Source organism: Bacillus sp. FSL K6-0993 (assembly GCF_037977205.1).
Lineage (GTDB): Bacteria > Bacillota > Bacilli > Bacillales > Bacillaceae > Bacillus > Bacillus subtilis.
Map to the genome: position 1 here is coordinate 2,708,998 of NZ_CP150275.1, position 20,711 is coordinate 2,729,708.

At 43.9% G+C, this 20,711-nt stretch carries 25 protein-coding genes and 1 other annotated feature; of the genes, 3 read left to right on the forward strand and 22 right to left on the reverse strand.

Features of this window, described 5'->3' with window-relative positions; translation table 11 throughout:
* Positions 1 to 31 precede the first annotated feature (31 nt).
* The 3 genes from nadA to nadB are packed head-to-tail and all read right to left on the reverse strand — an operon-like array spanning position 32 to position 3,543.
* A complete protein-coding gene (gene nadA, locus MHH79_RS14180; protein ID WP_340034664.1) occupies positions 32 to 1,138 on the reverse strand; it encodes a quinolinate synthase NadA in 1,107 nt (368 codons plus the stop codon).
* Positions 1,125 to 1,994: a carboxylating nicotinate-nucleotide diphosphorylase gene (gene nadC, locus MHH79_RS14185; RefSeq protein WP_340034665.1), complete on the reverse strand. Its 870-nt coding sequence runs from the start codon at positions 1,992 to 1,994 to the stop codon at positions 1,125 to 1,127. The genes nadA and nadC overlap by 14 nt, the downstream gene beginning before the upstream one ends.
* The gene (nadB, locus tag MHH79_RS14190; protein WP_340034666.1) at positions 1,948 to 3,543 is read right to left on the reverse strand and encodes an L-aspartate oxidase; all 1,596 of its coding nucleotides are present in this window, start codon (positions 3,541 to 3,543) and stop codon (positions 1,948 to 1,950) included. The genes nadC and nadB overlap by 47 nt, the downstream gene beginning before the upstream one ends.
* 98 nt (positions 3,544 to 3,641) lie before the next feature.
* Between nadB and nifS the strand changes: the two genes are divergently transcribed.
* Both nifS and MHH79_RS14200 read left to right on the forward strand, forming a co-directional pair.
* Entirely contained in the window at positions 3,642 to 4,829 is a 1,188-nt protein-coding gene (gene nifS / locus MHH79_RS14195; RefSeq protein WP_340034667.1) for a cysteine desulfurase NifS, read from the forward strand.
* Entirely contained in the window at positions 4,789 to 5,331 is a 543-nt protein-coding gene (locus tag MHH79_RS14200) for a transcription repressor NadR (protein WP_340034668.1), read from the forward strand. The genes nifS and MHH79_RS14200 overlap by 41 nt, the downstream gene beginning before the upstream one ends.
* 24 nt (positions 5,332 to 5,355) lie before the next feature.
* On the opposite strand, the gene pheA is transcribed toward MHH79_RS14200, so the two are convergent.
* The 4 genes from pheA to spo0B are packed head-to-tail and all read right to left on the reverse strand — an operon-like array spanning position 5,356 to position 8,635.
* Positions 5,356 to 6,213, reverse strand: a complete 858-nt coding sequence (gene pheA, locus MHH79_RS14205) for a prephenate dehydratase (protein ID WP_340034669.1) — start codon at positions 6,211 to 6,213, stop codon at positions 5,356 to 5,358.
* Between the two features lie 16 nt (positions 6,214 to 6,229).
* The gene (thrR, locus tag MHH79_RS14210) at positions 6,230 to 6,673 is read right to left on the reverse strand and encodes a transcriptional regulator ThrR (RefSeq protein ID WP_003222630.1); all 444 of its coding nucleotides are present in this window, start codon (positions 6,671 to 6,673) and stop codon (positions 6,230 to 6,232) included.
* 60 nt (positions 6,674 to 6,733) lie between these two features.
* Complete coding sequence (gene obgE / locus MHH79_RS14215; RefSeq protein ID WP_003229675.1) at positions 6,734 to 8,020, reverse strand: GTPase ObgE; 1,287 nt, start codon at positions 8,018 to 8,020, stop codon at positions 6,734 to 6,736.
* 33 nt (positions 8,021 to 8,053) lie between these two features.
* Positions 8,054 to 8,635, reverse strand: coding sequence for a sporulation initiation phosphotransferase Sop0B (gene spo0B / locus MHH79_RS14220; protein ID WP_015483521.1), 582 nt, complete (start codon positions 8,633 to 8,635; stop codon positions 8,054 to 8,056).
* Between the two features lie 77 nt (positions 8,636 to 8,712).
* Between spo0B and MHH79_RS14225 the strand changes: the two genes are divergently transcribed.
* A complete protein-coding gene (locus MHH79_RS14225) occupies positions 8,713 to 8,835 on the forward strand; it encodes a hypothetical protein (RefSeq protein ID WP_003229671.1) in 123 nt (40 codons plus the stop codon).
* Positions 8,836 to 8,955: 120 nt separating this feature from the next.
* Here MHH79_RS14225 and rpmA read toward each other — a convergent pair whose 3' ends face one another.
* The 15 genes from rpmA to MHH79_RS14300 all read right to left on the reverse strand — a co-directional run bounded on the left by rpmA (position 8,956) and on the right by MHH79_RS14300 (position 20,679).
* Positions 8,956 to 9,240: a 50S ribosomal protein L27 gene (rpmA, locus tag MHH79_RS14230; protein WP_003222623.1), complete on the reverse strand. Its 285-nt coding sequence runs from the start codon at positions 9,238 to 9,240 to the stop codon at positions 8,956 to 8,958.
* 12 nt (positions 9,241 to 9,252) lie between these two features.
* On the reverse strand, positions 9,253 to 9,591 hold the full coding sequence (locus MHH79_RS14235) for a ribosomal-processing cysteine protease Prp (protein WP_003229669.1): 339 nt from the start codon (positions 9,589 to 9,591) through the stop codon (positions 9,253 to 9,255).
* 2 nt (positions 9,592 to 9,593) lie between these two features.
* On the reverse strand, positions 9,594 to 9,902 hold the full coding sequence (gene rplU, locus MHH79_RS14240; RefSeq protein ID WP_003229668.1) for a 50S ribosomal protein L21: 309 nt from the start codon (positions 9,900 to 9,902) through the stop codon (positions 9,594 to 9,596).
* Positions 9,903 to 9,915: 13 nt separating this feature from the next.
* Positions 9,916 to 9,991: a sequence feature (ribosomal protein L21 leader region), on the reverse strand.
* A 57-nt stretch (positions 9,992 to 10,048) separates the two neighbouring features.
* The gene (spoIVFB, locus tag MHH79_RS14245; RefSeq protein WP_103803775.1) at positions 10,049 to 10,915 is read right to left on the reverse strand and encodes a stage IV sporulation intramembrane metalloprotease SpoIVFB; all 867 of its coding nucleotides are present in this window, start codon (positions 10,913 to 10,915) and stop codon (positions 10,049 to 10,051) included.
* Positions 10,908 to 11,702, reverse strand: a complete 795-nt coding sequence (gene spoIVFA, locus MHH79_RS14250; RefSeq protein WP_340034671.1) for a stage IV sporulation protein SpoIVFA — start codon at positions 11,700 to 11,702, stop codon at positions 10,908 to 10,910. The genes spoIVFB and spoIVFA overlap by 8 nt, the downstream gene beginning before the upstream one ends.
* A 148-nt stretch (positions 11,703 to 11,850) precedes the next feature.
* Positions 11,851 to 12,657 carry a septum site-determining protein MinD gene (minD, locus tag MHH79_RS14255; protein WP_004398624.1) on the reverse strand — a complete coding sequence of 269 codons (807 nt, stop codon included), beginning with the start codon at positions 12,655 to 12,657 and terminating at the stop codon, positions 11,851 to 11,853.
* A gap of 1 nt (position 12,658) precedes the next feature.
* Positions 12,659 to 13,339, reverse strand: a complete 681-nt coding sequence (minC, locus tag MHH79_RS14260; protein ID WP_004398901.1) for a septum site-determining protein MinC — start codon at positions 13,337 to 13,339, stop codon at positions 12,659 to 12,661.
* 52 nt (positions 13,340 to 13,391) lie between these two features.
* Positions 13,392 to 13,910: a rod shape-determining protein MreD gene (gene mreD / locus MHH79_RS14265; RefSeq protein ID WP_004398811.1), complete on the reverse strand. Its 519-nt coding sequence runs from the start codon at positions 13,908 to 13,910 to the stop codon at positions 13,392 to 13,394.
* The gene (gene mreC, locus MHH79_RS14270) at positions 13,907 to 14,779 is read right to left on the reverse strand and encodes a rod shape-determining protein MreC (RefSeq protein WP_003222609.1); all 873 of its coding nucleotides are present in this window, start codon (positions 14,777 to 14,779) and stop codon (positions 13,907 to 13,909) included. The genes mreD and mreC overlap by 4 nt, the downstream gene beginning before the upstream one ends.
* Positions 14,780 to 14,809: 30 nt before the next feature.
* A complete protein-coding gene (gene mreB, locus MHH79_RS14275; RefSeq protein ID WP_003229650.1) occupies positions 14,810 to 15,823 on the reverse strand; it encodes a cell shape-determining protein MreB in 1,014 nt (337 codons plus the stop codon).
* A gap of 91 nt (positions 15,824 to 15,914) precedes the next feature.
* The gene (radC, locus tag MHH79_RS14280) at positions 15,915 to 16,610 is read right to left on the reverse strand and encodes a DNA repair protein RadC (protein WP_014480455.1); all 696 of its coding nucleotides are present in this window, start codon (positions 16,608 to 16,610) and stop codon (positions 15,915 to 15,917) included.
* Positions 16,611 to 16,646: 36 nt separating this feature from the next.
* Positions 16,647 to 17,216 carry a Maf family nucleotide pyrophosphatase gene (locus MHH79_RS14285; RefSeq protein ID WP_004398496.1) on the reverse strand — a complete coding sequence of 190 codons (570 nt, stop codon included), beginning with the start codon at positions 17,214 to 17,216 and terminating at the stop codon, positions 16,647 to 16,649.
* 152 nt (positions 17,217 to 17,368) lie between these two features.
* Positions 17,369 to 18,367, reverse strand: a complete 999-nt coding sequence (gene spoIIB / locus MHH79_RS14290) for a stage II sporulation protein SpoIIB (RefSeq protein WP_063335537.1) — start codon at positions 18,365 to 18,367, stop codon at positions 17,369 to 17,371.
* A 133-nt stretch (positions 18,368 to 18,500) separates the two neighbouring features.
* A complete protein-coding gene (locus tag MHH79_RS14295) occupies positions 18,501 to 19,247 on the reverse strand; it encodes an A24 family peptidase (protein WP_340034672.1) in 747 nt (248 codons plus the stop codon).
* 139 nt (positions 19,248 to 19,386) lie between these two features.
* Positions 19,387 to 20,679, reverse strand: coding sequence for a folylpolyglutamate synthase/dihydrofolate synthase family protein (locus MHH79_RS14300; RefSeq protein ID WP_063335539.1), 1,293 nt, complete (start codon positions 20,677 to 20,679; stop codon positions 19,387 to 19,389).
* Positions 20,680 to 20,711 lie beyond the last annotated feature (32 nt).

Sequence of the window (20,711 nt, forward strand, 5' to 3'; positions counted from 1 at the left end):
TATGAGTACAGGAAGGGAAAATATTTCTGATCTACGTGATCGAAAGCATTCGATTCAGGGCAAGGAGTGCATCTTCCTGAATGGCTTTTGGCACCTTGATGACGCCTGAAGGTTCTCCTTTTTCAATTTGTTCCAACGACCACAACAAATGCGGCAAATCAATTCGGTTCATTGTCAGGCAAGGGCACATGTCAGGGTTGAGTGATTCAATTTGTTTATCTGGATGCTCGTGAATGATCCGCTGAACAAGATTCATTTCTGTCCCGATTGCCCACTTGCTTCCCGCCGGAGCCTGGTTGATTGTGTCGATAATATATTTCGTTGATCCGTTATCATCGCTTAGTGTCACGACTTCGTGTGAGCATTCCGGGTGCACAATGATCTGAATGTCGGGGTCTCGCTCTCTCATATCATGGATATTTTTAGTGGTGAATTTCTCGTGAACAGAGCAATGCCCTTTCCACAAAATCACTTTCACATTCGTATGCCCGGATTCAGCTACTAATTCATCTTTCATCGGGTCCCACACAGCCATATCTTCAAGCGCAATGCCCAGATCATAAGCCGTATTTCTCCCTAAATGCTGATCAGGCAAAAATAAAATTCTTTTTTTCTGTGTAAACGCCCATTCAAGCACTTTTTTCGCATTCGAAGAAGTCACAGTTGCTCCGCCATGCTTTCCGACGAATGCCTTGATCTCCGCAGTGGAGTTCACATAAGTTAAAGGTATGATCGTATCTCCAAATATATGCTGAAGCTTCTTCCATGCCCTATTGGTCTGCTGCATGTCAGCCATGTCAGCCATAGAACATCCAGCTCTCATATCTGGCAGGACGACCGTTTGCTGCTCGCTTGTCAGCATATCGGCGGTTTCTGCCATAAAGTGAACGCCGCAAAATACGATATAATCCGCTTCTTTGTTTTTTTCCGCTACTTGGGCCAATTGCAGGGAGTCGCCTGTTTGGTCAGCAAATTGTATCACTTCATCCTTTTGATAATGATGGCCTGGTATAAAGAGCCTGTTGCCGAACTTTTTCTTAATGGCGGCAACGCGCGTTTCCATATCCTTTCTCGATAGTTCTTTATAACTTTCGGGCATCATATCATTCGATTGTTTGATCACATCAAGAATTGACATAACGGCATTCCTCCACAGATTCATTTGATAACGTAACATCCATGCTGATATCTAAACTTTTGACGGAATGAGTCAGAAATCCTAATGAAATATAATTCACACCCGTCCCTTTAAAAGCAGGCAAAGATTCTAACGTAATCCCGCCGGAGGCTTCAGTTTTTATATGATCCGGTGTGAGCTTTGCAAAATGACGGACCGTATCAGGCGGACAGTTGTCAAACATAATAACATCCGCGCCAGCTGCAATTGCTTCCCGCAGCTGTTCCTCCGTTTCAATTTCCACCTCGATATTTACCATGTGCCCTGCGGCCTGACGGGCTTTTTTGCACGCCTCTAAAATAGAACCGCATGCTGCGATATGATTATCTTTAATCATGATGCCGTCATACAAACCGAATCGATGATTATACCCGCCGCCGGCTCTGACAGCATATTTCTCCAGCATTCTGAGCCCCGGTGTTGTTTTTCTCGTGTCACAAATTTTAATCTGTTCATCATCCAGACAACGAACAGCCTCTCTTGTCATTGTCGCAATTCCTGACAGCCTCTGAATAAGATTTAATACGACCCGCTCTCCTGAAAGGAGCGCAGCTGCGGGACCTTGTAACTCGGCAATCACTTCACCTTTATGCAACATGTCCCCATCTGATTTGCGTAATATGGTTCGAACACTTTCGTCCAATAACGAAAAGCCTTCTTTTATGATCGCTGCTCCTGCAAAGATACCCTCTGACTTTGCAACAATCTCTGCTTCACAGCTCTGTTCTCCAAAAATAGACTGCGATGTAAGATCCCCTGTCCCAATATCCTCAAGAAAAAAGTGATTCAGTAATTTTTTCAGCTGTAAATGATTCATTGTTCCAAATCCCCCCGTTTTTTCTGATCTTCGTTCCTTTTTTTGTATGGACAATTTGTCTTCCTTGCCAGCTCACCTCAGCATGAGGAAAATCGGTGCGGAAGTGAGCCCCTCTGCTTTCCTCCCGCAAAAGCGCAGAAAACGTCATCAGCTTTGCAGTTTGCCATAGATGAGAAAGCTCCATCTGCCGAATTGTGATATCCTTCACATTTACTTCCTGAAAAGGCAGCATATGAAGCCAGATGCTAAGCTCAATCAAACTGCTTTGTTCCCGCAGAATAGACATGTGGCTTGTCATTTTGCTTTGCAGTTCATGCACCTCTATATCCGGCACCTCGTAGACAACACTGGTTTCTAGCCTTGATTGATATTGCCTGTTATAAACCGGTTTTTGGATAATATGCTCTGCTGCCCTTTTTCCAAATACCAGCGCTTCCAATAAAGAATTGCTTGCAAGCCTGTTTGCTCCATGTAAACCGGAGCATGCTGTCTCGCCAATCGCATAAAGTCCCGGCACTGTCGTTTCTCCCCAGCGATTAACTGAAACACCTCCCATTAAGAAATGCATTCCCGGAGCAACAGGAATTTTTCCGCTGTGAATATCAACCCCTGCTTTTTCACAAATGGCGGTGATGGTAGGGAAACGAGTTTCAAAATCAGAAATCGCACTGAAGTCTATATAAACGCGATTTCCTTTTGCCATTTCTTCGTGAATAACCCGTGAGACAATATCTCTTGGAGCCAGGTCACCTAAAGGATGCCGTTCAGCCATAATCCTGCGGCCGTTTTCGTCTACTAAACATCCGCCTTCCCCTCTGACAGCTTCTGAAACAAGCCCGTAGGAAACACCATTTTTCACAAGCAGTGTCGGGTGAAACTGAGTAAACTCCAAATCCGTTAATTCCGCCCCGGCCCGGTAAGCCAGAGAAAGACCGTCACCTGTGACAGCGAGATCATTCGTATGGTGAAGAAACAGGTTTCCACAGCCGCCTGCAGCCAGCACAACTTCGTCTGCGTGCCTTACCTTGAGCCGCCCTTTGCTGTCTTTTGTCATGACGCCGATACATCGTCCGTACTCTATAAGCAAATCTGCTGCCATTTCATTCTCGATTAACTTGATTTTGCTGTTGATCCGTTTGAGCAAATAATCGATAAGCAGCCTGCCTGTTGCGTCTCCGCCTGCATGAAATATGCGGTTGTATGAGTGGGCCCCTTCTCTTCCAAGACAAACACCGCCTCGTTCATTGCGGTCGAATGGAAATCCACGCTCCAATAGGCTTTGAACCATCATTTTTCCATCATGTAAAATGTCTGCTACAATAGCTAGATTATTATGGCCGCACCCTGCGTATAACGTATCCTCCAGATGGGCTTCAATCGAGTCATCTTTTGCATAGACCGCAGCAATCCCGCCTTGTGCATAGACAGAATTGCTGTTTTTGACGCTTTTTTTTGTGATAACAGTCACTTCGTATGATGGCGGGAAAGCTGCAGCTAAGGAAAGTGCCGCCGCCCCTGAACCGATGACTGCAATCGTCTTTTTAGACATATGCCATCCTCCTGTTGTTTACACCTGTCTTGACACCTATATTTACACAAGGATAAAATAAACTCAAGAGTTTTTTATGGAGAACGGAGGAAGACCGGATGATTTATTTAGATTATGCAGCGACAACGCCTATTTGTGAGGAAGCCCTTACCGTATATCAGAAGCTTAGTATGGATGTGTACGGAAATGCCAGCAGCCTGCATGATGCAGGAGGAAAAGCAAAGCACATACTGGAGTACTGCCGTAAAAAAATCGCCAACATCATTGGCGGAGAAGCAAGCGGCATCTATTTTACAAGCGGCGGCACTGAATCCAACTTTCTGGCCATTCAATCATTGCTAAACGGCCTGCCAAAAACGAAAAGACATTTTATTACGACTGCCATGGAGCATCAGTCCATTCATAATTGTGCTGCTTTTTTGGAACAGCAGGGATATGATGTAACAGTCATTGAACCGAATGAATACGGGCTTATTACCGAGGAAATATTACTAGCCCATATCCGGCCGGAAACAGGCCTTGTATCTATTCAGCATGCAAATTCTGAAACCGGGATCATTCAGCCCATTCAACGCCTGTCTTCATACCTTCACAATAAGGGGATTCTTCTTCATTGCGACGCTGTTCAAACATTTGGAAAGATCCCGATCAATACAAAAAATCTGGGAGTAGATGCACTCTCAATGTCCAGCCATAAAATCCACGGTCCTAAAGGAGTAGGGGCGGTCTATATCCGACCGGATGTCCCTTGGAAGCCCGTTTATCCTCTGACTACTCACGAATACGGATTCAGAGCCGGCACCGTAAATGTTCCCGGGATCGGTGCCTTCACTGCCGCTGCAGAATTGATCGTAAGCGAAATAGAAAAACAGATATCCCGCAATGAGGCATTAAGAACATACTTTCTAGACCAAATCCGTATTCGGTCTCTCCCTGTAACCCTTGCGGCAGACACTTCCCAAGCAGAATGTCTTCCGCATATTATAGGGTGTTTTTTTCACTCATTTGAAGGACAATATGTTATGTTAGAATGTAATCGGAGTAATATTTGCATTTCAACCGGCAGCGCTTGTTCTGCAGGTTACCACGGTCCGTCTGAAACAATGAAAGCATTAAGAAAAACCGAACAAGAAGCTCTGCAATTTATCCGCATCTCTTTTGGCAGGCATACAACAGCTGAACAGCTGGAACAGTTATTACATACGTTTACAGTGCTTTGGGAACAAAAGAAAGGAGAATTTGATATTGACCGAAGAATTAAAGCTAATGGGCGCCAACAGGCGTGACCAGCTTCTTCTGTGGCTGAAGGAATCTAAATCACCGCTGACAGGAGGAGAACTCGCAAAAAAAGCGAACGTTTCAAGACAGGTTATTGTACAGGATATATCCCTCTTGAAAGCGAAAAATGTACCGATTATCGCCACAAGCCAAGGATATGTATACATTGATGCAGCCGCTCAGCAGCACCAGCAGGCAGAAAGAATCATAGCATGTATGCACGGTCCTGAACGGACAGAAGAGGAACTGCAGCTCATCGTCGACGAAGGCGTTACAGTAAAAGACGTAAAAATCGAGCATCCCGTATACGGAGATTTAACTGCAGCCATCCAAGTAGGCACCCGGAAGGAAGTTAGCCATTTCATCAAAAAAATCAATTCTACGAATGCTGCCTACTTATCACAGCTGACCGACGGCGTGCACCTGCATACACTGACAGCACCTGATGAACATCGCATCGATCAAGCCTGCCAAGCACTTGAAGAAGCCGGCATTTTAATTAAAGACTAAAAAAAGCCCTCTAGTGGGCTTTTTTTATAATTGGTAAGACTGGTATGCACCCAGAAGCCTCACTTTGCAGCCGAGCGCTTCAAGCTCCTGCATGGCCCCTGGAATCAATACATCATCAAACGATTTCTCAATATCAATAATAAAGAAATAATGGCCTAATCCGGTTTTAGTCGGACGTGACTCAATTTTTGACAGGTTTAAATTTCTCCAAGAAAATGCAGACAGCACTCTATGCAGCGCCCCGGACTGATCATCCTGCGGCAGCATGACCATTAAGGTCGTTTTGGGCCTAGAGCTCAATTTTGAATTCACTTCAAAAGATATGTTTTCATCAGGAGACAGGATAACAAATCTTGTATGATTGTCCCTATAATCCTGTATATCCCGTTTCACGATTTTTAATTCGTATGTAGAAGCTGCCATATCATTGGCAATGACCCCGATATTCAGCTCGGGATGGTCACTGACAAACTTTGCTGCCGCCCCGGTAGAATTGGCGTATTCATATGGAACGGAAGGAAAATGTCGATGGAGAAATTTATGGCATTGCGCAATCGCGTGTGAATGCGAGTAAATTTTGTCGAGCTCTTTCCATGCATTCTCTCTAGAGGGATGGACGAGCAAGTGCTGATGAATCGGCAACGTCATTTCACCCACGATTGGCAAGGGCTGTTCATGTATTAAATAGTCTATTGTTAGATTAACAGATCCTTCTAATGCATTTTCCAAAGGAACAAAAGCAAAATCAACTTCGCCTACAACGGCTGCATCTATACACTCCGGAATGGTGCGGTAAGCAACATGTTCGGCGCCGTTTTGAAAACAAGAACTGACTGCTAGATGTGTAAATGTAGCTGCTGGACCTAAATAACCGACTTTCATGACGATTTTCTCTCCCTTATGCACCTGAACCTAATATTTCAACCTTTTCTACAAAATCAAACTTCCTGAGCTTATTCATTAATGTATGAATGTCTTCTTCCATTGCCGACGTACTGATAGACAGTGTCACATTTGCTCTGCCTTGAAGCGGAATGGTCTGGTGAATGGAAAGAACGTTGCTTCCAGAATCAGCTACCGCCTGAAGAAGCTGAGATAACGCACCTGACCTATCCTCTAAATGAAAGAAAAGTGTGATAATTTGTTCTTTTACCATGGTGTAGAATGGAAAAACAGCATCCCTGTATTTATAAAACGCACTTCTGCTTAAATCGACCTTTTGAACGGCATCTGCTACTGAATCTGCTTTTTTTCGATCAAGCAGCTTTTTGACTTCCAATGTTTTTCTCATTGCATCGGGCAATACATCTTCACGGACAAGATAAAATGTCTCCTCTTTCATTTGCATCCCCCCTTTAAAATAGAGAGCCTGACACCAGGCTCTCTTTTCAGCCAACATTCATTAATCAATAAATTCAAATTCAAATTCCAGAAGCCTGATTATATCTCCATCCTTGGCTCCGCGTTCTCTGAGTGCTTCATCAACACCCATTCCGCGCATCTGTCTTGCAAACCGTTTAACCGATTCATCACGTGAGAAATCAGTCATCTTGAATAACCGCTCAAGGCTGTCTCCTGAAAGCACAAATACACCGTCTGGATCGCGTGTAATGTTAAATGGCACTTCTTCATTTTCCATCGTGTACATGACACGGTTTTGTGTAAGCTCTTCCTCGTCATACAGCGGGAATTCCGGTGTGTTCTCAAGCTGATTGGCAACCTCAAACAGAAGCTCACGCAGACCTTCTCTTGTCACCGCACTGATCGGGAATACCGGATAATCATCCGTCAGCTTTTCTTTAAAGGCTTCGAGATTTTCCGCAGCCTCCGGCATGTCCATTTTATTTGCAACGATAATTTGCGGACGCTCAGTGAGACGCAGATTGTACTCGCTCAGCTCCTGGTTAATCGTAAGATAATCCTCATACGGATCGCGGCCCTCTAAGCCCGACATGTCAATGACGTGAACAATAACCCTCGTCCGTTCAATATGGCGCAAAAACTGGTGGCCCAGTCCGACGCCTTGGTGTGCGCCTTCAATCAGTCCTGGCAAATCAGCCATGACAAAGCTGCGTCCGTCATCCGTTTCAACCATGCCGAGATTCGGGACAAGCGTTGTAAAGTGATAGTCCGCAATTTTCGGTTTTGCAGATGAGACAACAGACAGCAAAGTCGATTTTCCCACACTCGGGAACCCGACAAGTCCGACATCTGCAAGCACTTTTAATTCAAGAACAATGTAGCGTTCTTTTCCCGGCTCGCCGTTTTCTGAAAGCTGAGGCGCGGGATTAGCCGGTGTAGCAAAGCGGCTATTTCCTCTTCCGCCTCTTCCGCCTCTTGCAATGACAGCCCGCTGTCCGTGCTCTGTTAAATCAGCGATGACCTGTTTCGTATCATCGTCTGTCACAACGGTGCCCGGCGGAACTTTAATGACCATATCATCAGCATTTCGTCCGTGCTGGTTTTTGGACATGCCATGCTCGCCGCGAATCGCTTTAAAGTGTTTTTTGTATCTAAAATCCATCAGGGTGCGGAGACCTTCATCTACTTCAAAAACGACGTCTCCTCCCTTTCCTCCGTCACCGCCGGCAGGGCCGCCTTTCGGCACATATTTTTCACGGCGAAACGCAACCATACCGTTGCCGCCGTCGCCGCCTTTTACATATACTTTGACCTGATCTACAAACATAATGTCCTCCGTTCTAAACCGTTAAAAACTCCGCTAGTCCAACCCAATTTCAATCAGACATTCGTGACTCGTGATTTCAAAACGCATGATATCAATGTCCTCATATCCATTCTGCCGAATATCATTAAAAGCAGATGGATCGGCAAAGGCGCCGTGAAAATCAAGGTACAGAATCAGCTGTCTGTCAGGATGATCTGTTTGAAGCGAAACCGTTAAATGATTTTCACTCTCTCTGCTGACTGCTTGATCAAACAGATGAAACAGCTTTCTCATCAGTTTCGCCAGCTTTTGATCATAAGCCGACAAATCCTTAATTTCTCCGAGAACTTCATATTCAAGCGTCATATAATGGGTTTTCCAATTAAACGTAAGAAAATCAAACGCCAAATGCGGTGTTTTCAGGTTTGAGAGCTTTGATTCGTGCTTTGCGTCTATAACCATTTCTTCAATCATTTCAAAGACGCGGTCATACTTCTGCAAGCTTAAGTTTCCTTTAATCAGCTGCAGCTTATTCATCCAATCATGCCGGGAATGGCCAAGCAGATGAATCAGTTCGTTTGTTAATGCCGTGTCGTCGCTTATATTTTCTTCTTGATTTTTTGAAACATCCTTCATTTTCGCACTCCCAATCATTTAATTTCTTATTTAGGAGTCTGTATAAGTGTGTATTATGAATTATAACAGAGAAGGCTTTGTTAGAAAAACAATTGTTTTTCCCAGAAATATCATGTTCCTTTTTTCTGGCTTTGGTTGATTTGCAGCCAGGCAGAACATTTTATGTATTACTGCTTGGGGAACATATCCAGTGGGTTTGAGATGTTTATTCTCATTCTTGGCGGGGTCTGCTCGCACATACTCTGCATTTCATTCTAGGTGTTTACTCCGCATATTGCAAAAAAAACTCCAGTCATCATCGACCGGAGTTTTTTGAATCATTATTGAGCTACAGGATATACGCTCACTTTTTTGCGGTCACGGCCGAAACGTTCGAATTTAACAGTTCCGTCGATTTTCGCAAAAAGAGTGTCATCTCCGCCGCGGCCCACGTTTTCACCTGGGTAAATTTTTGTTCCGCGTTGACGGTAAAGGATAGAACCGCCTGTTACGAATTGACCGTCAGCACGTTTAGCACCTAAACGTTTAGCCTCAGAGTCACGTCCGTTCTTTGTAGAACCTACTCCTTTTTTAGAAGCGAAAAACTGAAGATCTAATCTAAGCATGTAGCTCACCTCCTATATTATGTTTGTGGTCACACGCAAGTTGTCTTTGTAATCCCGTTCGATTGTCTCCAGCGAAACAATCATGCCTTCAATCAGCAGCTGAGCTTTTTGGCGTGCCTCTGGATCAAGAGATTCAGGGAATTCAAAATAAAAATAACCCCCGTCCTCCCCAATATCAAGAAGCGGCTCGAAGCCCGCGAGCACAATGACCGCGTTAACGGCTCCAAACACAACGGCTGTCACTCCGGCACAAACAAGATCTTGTCCATGTTCAGCAAAATTCGCATGGCCCGTCATTTCAAAAGACAATATGCCTTTATCATGAGACCTTCTGATTGTTGCCTGAATCATGCTTACGCGTTGATTTTTTCGATCGTCACTTTAGTGTAAGGCTGACGATGACCTTGTTTTTTATGAACGTTTTTCTTTGGTTTGTATCTGAAAACAGTGATTTTTTTCGCGCGGCCTTGTTTTTCAACTTTAGCCGTTACTGTTGCGCCTTCAACTGTAGGGTTGCCGACTTTCACGTTGTCTCCGCCAACAAACAAAACGTCTTCAAAAGTAACTGTTTCACCTGCTTCAGCAGCAAGTTTTTCGATGTAAACAGTTTGGCCTTCTTCAACTTTGATTTGTTTACCGCCTGTTTTAATGATTGCGTACATTCTCTGCACCTCCTATTAGACTAAGACTCGCCAGATACCAGGGGGCTGTAAAAGCTCTTAACACCTGTACTGAGCGGTTGTAGCAATGGTGCTACATCCATAACATTAAAAAATATACCAAAATACAAGGCGTTTGTCAATCAGTTTTAGTAGGGCAGAAGCAGTTCCTCCATGGAAGAATTCGTCCGCTTATCGGCAAAGTAAGCGTGCAGCACTTCATTCTCGTCAAGCTGGCTGAGCTTTTGGCCTGATTTTTCTATAATAATCGGATGCTTACAGCCACGTTTGAACTCGGCCATCACATGATAGACTTTATCCTCCGCCTTTACTGTCAGCGGCAGAAGTTTCTCAAGCTCCCTGTTTTTTCCGTAATACCTTTCGAGGAGAAATCTCACATGGGTATAGTGCCTTTGCCGATATTCCTCAAACAAGGAAACAGCCAGAAAGACAAACAAAACCCATGCGCTGATTTGCAGAGGAATCACGAATAAAACCCAGCACCCGAGCAGCAGGCAGAAGCAGAGCGACGTTTTTAGATTAAGCCGGTGAGCCTTTTGAAAAGGCAGCTGTTTGGAAAACAACAAAAATAACAGTTTTCCTCCATCCAGCGGCCAGATCGGCAGTAAATTGACAAATAAGATAGAAAGATTATAAAAGGTGAAGAGTTCAAAGGTATGCTGATGAATCACTGAGACTTCTGCAAGCATCCAGGCGGCAAACTGAAGCCAGATGTGCTGAAGAGGGCCGGCAATAATGACCGCAAACTCTTCCTTTAACGGCCGATTCCCGTGCTCTTCCACTTCGACCGTTCCCCCAAACGGCAGCAAAAAAACACGCTTGATTCTCCAAGAAAAAAACACGGCCAGAGCAGCATGCCCCAGCTCATGAATCAATACAATCAGGAGCAGACATAATAATGCTTTCATATGGCCTGTGAGCAAGCCCAATGCCGCGATAATCCAAAGAAAAGGATGCACATGGATCTTTAAGATAAGGTCGAGCCATTTATTCAAATGAAATCACCTGAATCGGATCAATAAATTTATCGCCGTCTTTCATGGCAAAATAATAGACCCCTTTATTATGATCATCAAGCTTAATCGAACCGAGCTTTTTGCCTTTATCAACAAAATCATATAAAGCAACATCCACATCTTTGAGCTCGCCATAAATACTATAGGTGTTGTCAGCATGCTGCACCTTAACCGTCAGTCCCGTCTGGCTGTCTTTGCTGACTTCAACCACATAGCCTTCTTTTACACTATCAATCTTATCGCTGCTTGTTTCGACTTTAATTCCTTCCCCATTGTCCTGAAAATCCTGCTGTACTTTCCCGGATGCAGGCGCGATCAGATCTTTGCCTACTTCAATCTGCTGTTCCTTATTTTTGTGTTCAGGAGCCAGGAAAGCAAGCGGATTTCCGAATTTGGTTTCGAACCAATGGCTTGCTGAGGCAAATTGAAATTCAGTTTCAAAGGTTTTGGCTACGGCGGGTTTAATCTGACTGACGGGTTCAATGTTTGTTTTATAGGCTATAGCTGAAACGAGAACAAGGCAGGCCGACAGAAGACATTTCAGGATAATTGAATCTGTTTTCACCAATGGGTGTTTTCCGTTGAATGTTGGCATGTTATCTTCGTAGACCGGAAGTGTTCCATGCTTTTCCTGATCCGTTACCATCACCCAGGACGGGGGTTTCTGCTTTTCAGAAACTGTCTGAGTAGAGAAACGTTTTGAGCCGGAAAGCTGCTTTCTTCTTTTCTCTAATCGTTTTCTGATTTCATCTGCTCTGTGACTCATTGCCATCATCCTTTGCATTCGTTGGGTTTGTACATCATATGTCTTGTCCATGGCAAATATTCGGTTTAGTCAAGAACAAAGCAGGCAAAAACAAAAAAACCTGACATAGCATTTGCTTTGTCAGATTCTTCTCTTTGATTCTATCACATTAAGATCTTACTCCGAAAAATGACTTAATCTTAGCCATCATTCCTTTGTTTTGCTCTTCAAGCACCTGTAAAGGAACAGATTCACCTAAGATGCGGCGGGCAATATTGCGATAGGCAATAGAAGCGCGGTTTTTCGGGTCCATCGCAATCGGTTCACCATGGTTGGAAGCTTTGATGACTTCATCATCATCAGCCACGATTCCTAGCAAATCGATCGACAAATGCTGTACGATTTCGTCGATATCCATCGTATCACCGTTTTTCATCAGGTGATTTCTGATTCTGTTAACAACGAGCCGCGGCGGTTCAATATTTTCCTCTTGCTCCAGCAGTCCTATAATACGGTCAGCATCACGAACAGCTGAGATTTCAGGCGTAGTGACCACTATCGCTTTATCAGCTCCGGAAACGGCATTTTTGTACCCTTGCTCGATTCCGGCAGGACAGTCTATGATGACATAGTCAAATTCCTGTTTAAGCTCTTGGACCATGTTTTTAATTTGTTCAGGAGCAACAGCTGTCTTATCGCTCGTTTGAGCAGCGGGCATTAAATAGAGCAGATCATCGAAACGTTTGTCTTTTACGAGCGCCTGATGCATTTTGCATCTGCCCTCTACAACGTCTACCAGATCGTAAATAATTCTATTTTCAAGACCCATTACAACATCAAGGTTGCGCAGTCCTATATCAGTATCTACTAAGCATACGCGCTTCCCTAAAATGGCTAAGGCGGTACCGAGGTTCGCAGATGTTGTTGTCTTACCTACTCCGCCTTTTCCCGAAGTTATTACGATAGCCTCACCCAATTCACATTCCTCCCTCAAGCCTTGTTAGATCAGGTCTTAAATGAGCCAAATGTTGAAGGCGTTCAATGACCATATTTCCGTCTGTATCTAAATAAGCACATTCCATTTCGTTCCCTTTTTGAATGTGGTCTGGGGAGCGATTTAACACATGATTGATTCTTAATTGTGTCGGAAGCATTTCAGAGGCGGCGATGACCGCTTGATTATTTCCATTAAATCCGGCATGCGCGATTCCTTTCAGTGAGCCCAGAACAAAAATGTTCCCTCCGGCCCTGACTGTTCCGCCGGGATTCACGTCACCGATCAGGAGCAAGTCGCCTTTTACCTGCAGCACTTGGCCTGAACGGACAATTTTTGATACAGAAATAATTTCGGCTTCCTCTCTTATCTGCTGTGCTTCTTTTTTAGTAATGACTTCACTGTCAATAGAATGAACAAACAAATCTTTCTTTGACGCAATCAATTCGGTCAGCTGTTCCTCTTGCTCCTTATATAAAAAGCGATTTCCCAGCTTAACATGGACGCTGATTTTCTGGCCTTTTCCATCGGTATATTGTTCAATTGACAGCATATTCTGAAGACCATCGAGTAGCTCATCAAAAGAACACGCATCATCCAGATGCAATGTTAGTCCATTCTTTGTTCCTTTTATTGTTACATATTGCTGCTTTTTGGTCTTCACAATATTCACCTCAACAACATACTCATTTCGTCAAAAAAAGATAAAATCCTTTTTACTCATCTCTCAATTCTTTCTTTAGACTCATAAAAAACAATCTAAATGGCAGAACAAGAATAAGAGCTGCTGCAATATTTAATAAAATTGTCGGTATAAACCGGTCAAGCACAAATCCGTTAAACGTCATTATGTCTTTATGAATCAAAGACTGAATGCCGAATACGTAAAATTCGAGCAGACAGACAGCGAGAACTGCTATCAATATCACTACAAATGCGTTTGTATGCAACACTTTAAACGCTTTTGAAGCCAAATAGCATAGCCCTGCAAAACCAAACATGTAAACGCCTAATAGACTTGTATAGTTCATGTCATATAGAAAACCAAAAATAAATCCGTAAATCATCGCGTGTTTTTGGTTGATAAAAGCCGACATGAATATCAATACAAGCATCAAAAAACGCGGGGCGAGCACTTGGTCATCTGTAACGAAAGGAAAATGCACCAAATCTGTAAAAATGCTTTCCGCAGAAAAAACAAGCATCATAACGAAAGGGAGAAGGAAACGTTTCACGATCCTTCCTCCTCTGTATCGACAGTCGGCACGTCACGGTTAACAACGATCACATTATTTAAATCGGTAAGGTCAGCCGCAGGTTTTACATAAGCAACCTTCGTTAGTCCATAGGAATCTGACTCGATATCAGTCACTTCACCGATTGTCAGCCCTTCTGGGAAAACACCGCCTGTCCCTGATGTTTCAATAAGATCGCCTTTTTTCACGTCTTGTTTATCCTTACGCTCAATAATTGTCATCTTAAGACGTTTTTTCTCTTTGTCATATCCTTCGATCAAGCCGTAGCCTTTGCTTCCTTTTTTTCCGGAAATTTTCGTCGCGACTCTGTTATTGCGGTCAGTATCGCTTAAAAGCTGAACAGTAGACGTAAAATTATTAAGTCCGGAACTTTTGATCTTGCCGATTAATGCGCCTTTTTCGTTTGTAACGGCCATATCTTTCGCTACGTTTTGCTGAGTCCCCTTGTTAATGGTGACCTGTTTCGCCCAATTATCAGGGCTTCTGGCGATGACCGTTGCTAAAATCGGCTTGTAATCTTTAATCGATTTGACATGGCCAAGCTCGTCTCGCAAGGATTTGTTTTCTTCTTCAAGCTCTTGAAGCTTGGCTTCATATTGTGTCTGTCCGTCAAGCTTTTCTCTTAGACGCTCGTTTTCTTTGTATGTGTTTTTTAAATCATTGATGTTCTCAAATATTCCTGCAAAAAATTCGGCAGGCGTATGAAAAATATTTTGAAATACTCCCGTCGTATCGCCGATCACTTTCTCAGGCCAGGTGGTATTGCGGCCGCCCTTCAGCGAAAATCCAATCATAGCCACCAATATGATAATACACAGAAGTAATAGCATTAACCGCTTATTCGGCATCGTGTTACACCTCTTCTATTGAACTCCCGATTATCTAGTTTTCCCTTTGAAAAGATGGATGTGCTCCAGTGCTTTCCCTGTTCCGATCGCTACACAATCAAGCGGATCTTCGGCGATAAGGACCGGCATTTTCGTTTCTTCGCTGATGACTTTGTCCAAATTGCGCAAAAGCGCTCCGCCGCCGGTTAACACTATACCTCTGTCCATGATATCTGCTGCAAGCTCAGGCGGTGTTTTTTCGAGTGTGCTCTTCACTGCTTCGACAATTGTAGATACAGTGTCGCGTAGAGCATTAGAAATCTCTTTTCCTGTAATTTCAATTGTTTTCGGCAGACCTGTGAGCAAATCGCGTCCGCGGATTTCCATGTTGTCGGATTCTTCAGGAGCTTCTGCAGATCCGATTTCCATTTTAATCGCTTCAGCCGTACGGTCACCGATCATCAGGTTGTACGTTTTTCTGATGTAGTTGATAATCGCGTCATCCATCTCATCACCGGCTACACGGATTGACTGAGACGTTACAATGCCTCCGAGGGAAATAATCGCAACTTCTGTCGTACCGCCCCCGATATCAACAACCATGCTTCCAGTTGGTTCCCAAACTGGCAGATTGGCTCCGATTGCTGCGGCAAAAGGCTCTTCAATCGGATACGCGTCACGCGCTCCAGCCTGTCTTGTCGCATCGATAACAGCGCGTTCTTCAACAGCTGTAATGCCTGATGGGACACATACCATTACATATGGTTTTCTGGCAAACATGCCTTTATTTTTTATGGCCTGATTGATGTAATATTTCATCATCGTCGCCGTTGTTTCATAATCAGCGATAACGCCGTCTTTCATCGGGCGAAGAGCCACCACGTTGCCCGGTGTCCGTCCAATCATATTTTTCGCATCATTTCCGACAGCGACAATCGATTTCGTATCCGTCTGCAAAGCGACAACTGACGGCTCTCTCACAACAATTCCTTTTCCTTTTACAAAAACAAGCGTATTCGCAGTTCCAAGATCTATACCAAGGTCTCTAGCACCAATTCCAAACATATGTATGTATCTTCCTTTCTTAAAGCAAAAATACCCTAAAGGGAAAAACTCATAAACTCTATTATAGCTTAATTCGACGAAAAAAAAAGTGTTACAAATATCCTTTTTCCTTTAAACTCACAAATTTTTTATCCCCGATCACCAAATGGTCAAGCAGCTCGATGCCAATCAGGTTTCCGCATTCAAACAGCCGTCTTGTCACTTCAATATCTTCCCTGCTCGGCGTCGGATCTCCAGAAGGATGATTATGAACACAAATAAAGGAGGCGGCAGATCGTTTAAACGCTTCTTTAAACACCTCTCGCGGGTGGACAATAGATGAATTCAGGCTTCCGATAAATACGGTGCGTTTATGGATGACTTGATTTTTTGTATTTAAGTATAAACAGACAAAATGCTCCTGGGTTAAAAAGCGCATATCCTCCATGACAAGATTAGCGCCGTCTTCCGGGGAGCGAATAACGAAATGTTCTTCGTTGGCTAATTTATGAATCCGGCTTCCAAGCTCAACTGCAGCCAGTATTTGAATCGCTTTTACCATACCGATTCCCGGGATGCTTGACAGCTCTTCAACCGATGCTTCCTTGAGCAGGCGCAGCCCGTCAAATGAGCGCAGCAGCCGGTTTGACAGGTCCAAAACAGATTCGTGTTTAGTCCCTGTCCGCAATAATATAGCCAAAAGTTCATGGTTCGCTAAGTTCTCGGCTCCGACTTTCAGAAGCCGTTCTCTTGGCTTTTCTTTGATTGGGAAATCTTTGAGTTTTAATGGCAGATCGTGTATGACCAAGCACTCCTTTTCTTTCCCTTCCCGTTTATAGAACCGTCATGCCCTTATATCAAAATGGCGAAGAGCTCTCATTGTTTTTGATATAGGAAGGCCCATGACTGAATAATAATCTCCGTCTATTTTCTTTACAAAAAGCGCGCCTCTTCCTTGGATGCCGTATGCACCTGCTTTATCCATCGGCTCTTTTGTTTCAATATACGTCCAAATCTCTTCTTCACTGAGGGACCAAAACGCAACTTCTGTCTTATCATAAAAAGTCTCGCTGTGATTTTCAGCTTGAATGCTGACCGCGGTTATTACTGAGTGACTTCGGCCTGAAAGCCTCCGCAGCATAGAAGCAGCTTCTTCTTGATCCTGCGGTTTGCCAAGACATTCGCCGTCAAGGCATACCATTGTATCAGCACCGATAACGATTGCATGCGGGTGGAGATCAGCTACAGCCTTAGCTTTTTGTTTTGCCAACCATTGGACGTTTTCTTCTGGTGAAAAGTTTCGATTTAATTTTTCTTCTACTTCACTGACAATAATGGAGTAGGGCAGCTGGAGAAGATCGAGGAGTTCTTTCCTGCGCGGAGATTGTGATGCAAGTATTAGCGGTTTTGTCATGTTCGTCATCCTTTCAGGGTTTGCTTAAGAAAAAAAGATACTCGTTTATCCTACCAAATCACGAGGCTTGTCACAATTTCAGAAAAATAACTTTTTCATGACAAAATAAAAAAAGCCTGTCACTAAAGGACGAAGGCTCAGGGCACTATCTCTTATTTTACGACGGCTAACAGCTCCTGCTGAGCCTTCCACCCGGCTTCAGCACTTGGATCCTCTAATTCCTTTAAAGCCTGCAAAATCGCTTTTTTCTCTTCTGTTTCTGACGCTTTTGTTTCACCAAGCGACTTTTCTATTTTCTCTATACTCGCTTTTGTAATGTCTTCGCCGAGAATCGCCTTTGCTGCAACTTCCGCTGTTTCCTTAAAAGAATCTGTCATATCTGACTCTATTGATAAAGAAAGCTCCTTGCCTCCCCAGGCTTCAAAATCACTGTCGATTAAAACCTGTCCTAACTGCTGTGAGACATCCTTATCACTGGCTAAGCCCGCGATGACATACGTATACCCGTCATCCTTTGACAGTGACACGGCGGAATATCCTTTTTCGGTCAATTGTTCTGTTAACGTTTCGGCACCCTTTTCATTTGAAAATTTTCCGGCTTGTACAGCGTATGTTTTATATGTACCTTCAGTTTGCGCCGCTTGTTTTTCTGTGCCTGAAGTTTGTTTTTCAGTTGAAGTATCCCCTGCTTTTGCCGCTTGGCTGCCTAAAGAATCCTCTAAAGAGGCCGGTGCTGACGCTTCTTTATTCCCCGATATGTTTAACGCGAATAACCCTAATCCAGTGCCAATGACAGCCGCGAAGGCAATCGTCGCGGCCACTCTTTTTACCGGTTTGGCAGCCCCGGTCTTTCCTTTTGCATAAAGCTTTGTTTTTTTCTTTTGAAAAGGAGGAACAACTTTTGGATCCTCTTTAAACACCTTGTCCTCCTCGGAATCCCAATTGAATTCATCTTCATCAGGATGTTCCTGGGATGCCGCAACCTCTTGTTCTGCCTGTCTTTTTTCCTCCCAATTTGAAAATGTCATGCTTTTATCCGCCTCTGTCTCAGGCGTCTCTTGTTCGTAAACCGTCTCTTCTTTTCCATTAATCGTCACCTTGAGGGCTTTTTCTGCGGCTTTACTGTTTTTTTTATTCTTTCTTTTTTTCAATTCCGCTTCCTCCCTTCATTTGCTTGACCGTTCTTGTCGGCTTTTCATGCTACACACTTTAGCACAGGCAAAGAAAAAAAGAACAAGACTTTTGTCGCCTTGTCCAAAAAACGTTCGTCAAATTTTTCAGCAGTCAGCCCAATGCCATTTTGATATAAAAAGAAATGATAGAGTCACCGTATAAATAGGCTAAAATGCTCCCTGCGGCTATAGCGGGGGCGAAGGGAAGCGGCTGCCTTTTAGCGAGTCTACCAGTCAGAACAGCTGCCGCTCCATATAATGCACCTATCAAAACAGAAAAGAAAAAGGCAGCTGCCAGCATCTTCACACCAAGCACAAAGCCAATCACCGCAAATAATTTAATATCTCCTCCCCCTACTCCCCCATGGGTGATTGCGGCAATTACAGCCAGAAATAGAAATCCGGCTGCCGCACCTAACAGGCCTGCATACCAGGAATCAAGCGGAGAAATCACTCTCGCGGCCGCCAAAAAGGGAAGAAAGAAAATCAATATTCGGTTTGGAATCAGCATAAAATGAATATCTGTCACTGCAACAATAATGAGAAGAGAGATAAACACCACAGCGGGAAACAGTTCCAGCGACGTGCCAAAGCGTATTCCTGCGGCGGCAAATAAACACGCTGACACAAGCTCTGCTGCGGGATACATAAAAGAAATTCTATGCCCGCAGCTTTTACATTTACCTTTTTGAAATAGGAATGACAGGATGGGAATTAATTCTGCAGAAGTTAATGTCCGCCGGCAAAACGGGCATGATGAACGGGGCGTAATAATAGATAGATGTAAGGGGATACGGCACCCGGCCGTATAGTAAAAAGAACCAAGGATAAGCCCGAAGATAAAAAGAATGGATAGCATAGACAACACACCTTTACTCATTGAGTTCTGGTATGGATTGTAGCAAAATGAGCATCCTGAGCTCCAATTGGGGATATTCAATTTTACACATAAAAAAAACGGCAGAATCTTTTTTTGATTCTGCCGGAGCCGGATGCTTTTATTTCAACCTTTTGCGAATGTCAGAAATAAAGTAAAGAGATCCGGTAATCAGCACAATTTCATTTGAGCCCTTTTTACTTTCTATGAATTTGATCACATCGTCTGGATCTTCACTCCAGCTTTTATTGCTGATTTCACTTGCATCATAGAGATCTTTTGCAAGAGAAGCACGCGGGAAATCAAAAGAAGCAAAATGAATCGCATGAGCAATGGTTTCCAGTCTTTTAATCATGTTCTGATACGGTTTGTCCTTTAACGCGCTAAACACCACAGAAATGCGTGAATTGGCGAAACGCTGCTTCATCGTTTCCGCCAGCTTTTCGACACCTTCTTCGTTATGCGCACCGTCTAAATATACCGGAGGATGCTCCTGAACAAGCTCTAACCGTCCCGGCCAAGCAGCATTCACAAGCCCTCTCCTTAACGCTTCGTCACTGATATGGGCAATATTCTCCTTATTGAGCCACTCCGCAGCCAAAATGGACAAAGCAGCATTTTGTCTTTGATGGGTGCCAATCAGAGATGTCCGAATATCTTCATAGCATTTCTCTTCCGTTTTGAATGAAAACTGTTCTCCTGCAGGCAGAGCCTCTTCATTGAAAATAACACATGCATCATGCAATGACTGGAACGGCGCAGCATGCCGTTGAGCTTCATGGCGGATGACCTGTAAAGCTTCCGGCTGGGTAACTGCTGTAACGATTGGAATACCTTCTTTAATAATACCGGCCTTTTCTCCTGCAATTTCTTCAATGGTGTTTCCCAAAATGTTCATATGATCGTGTCCGATGCTTGTAATCACAGTTAAGAGCGGTTCAACCACATTAGTAGAATCGAATCTACCGCCCAGACCTGTTTCAAAAATAACAAAATCGACCTTATGAAACTCTGCGAAATATAAAAATGCACAAGCTGTCATAATTTCAAATTCTGTCGGCTGTCCGTATTCCGTTTGATCAAGGGCTTCAACGTGCGGTTTCATTTGATTGACAAGTGCTGTCCATTCCTCATCTGAAATCGGTATCCCGTTTACGCTGATCCGTTCATTAAACGTAATAATATAAGGCGATGTAAATGTTCCAACCGTATATCCGGCTTCCTGCAGCATAGAACGGATAAAAGCGACAGTTGATCCTTTACCGTTTGTTCCTGCGACGTGGAACGCCCGGATTTTTTTTTCAGGATGTCCTAACCGCGCCATCAGCTGTTTCATTCGGCCAAGTCCGGGCTTCACCCCGAATTTCAGCCTCCCGTGAATCCAGCTGCGCGCATCTTGATATGCAGTAAACAATGATAATCCCCTCTTTTATAAGACAAGGCGGT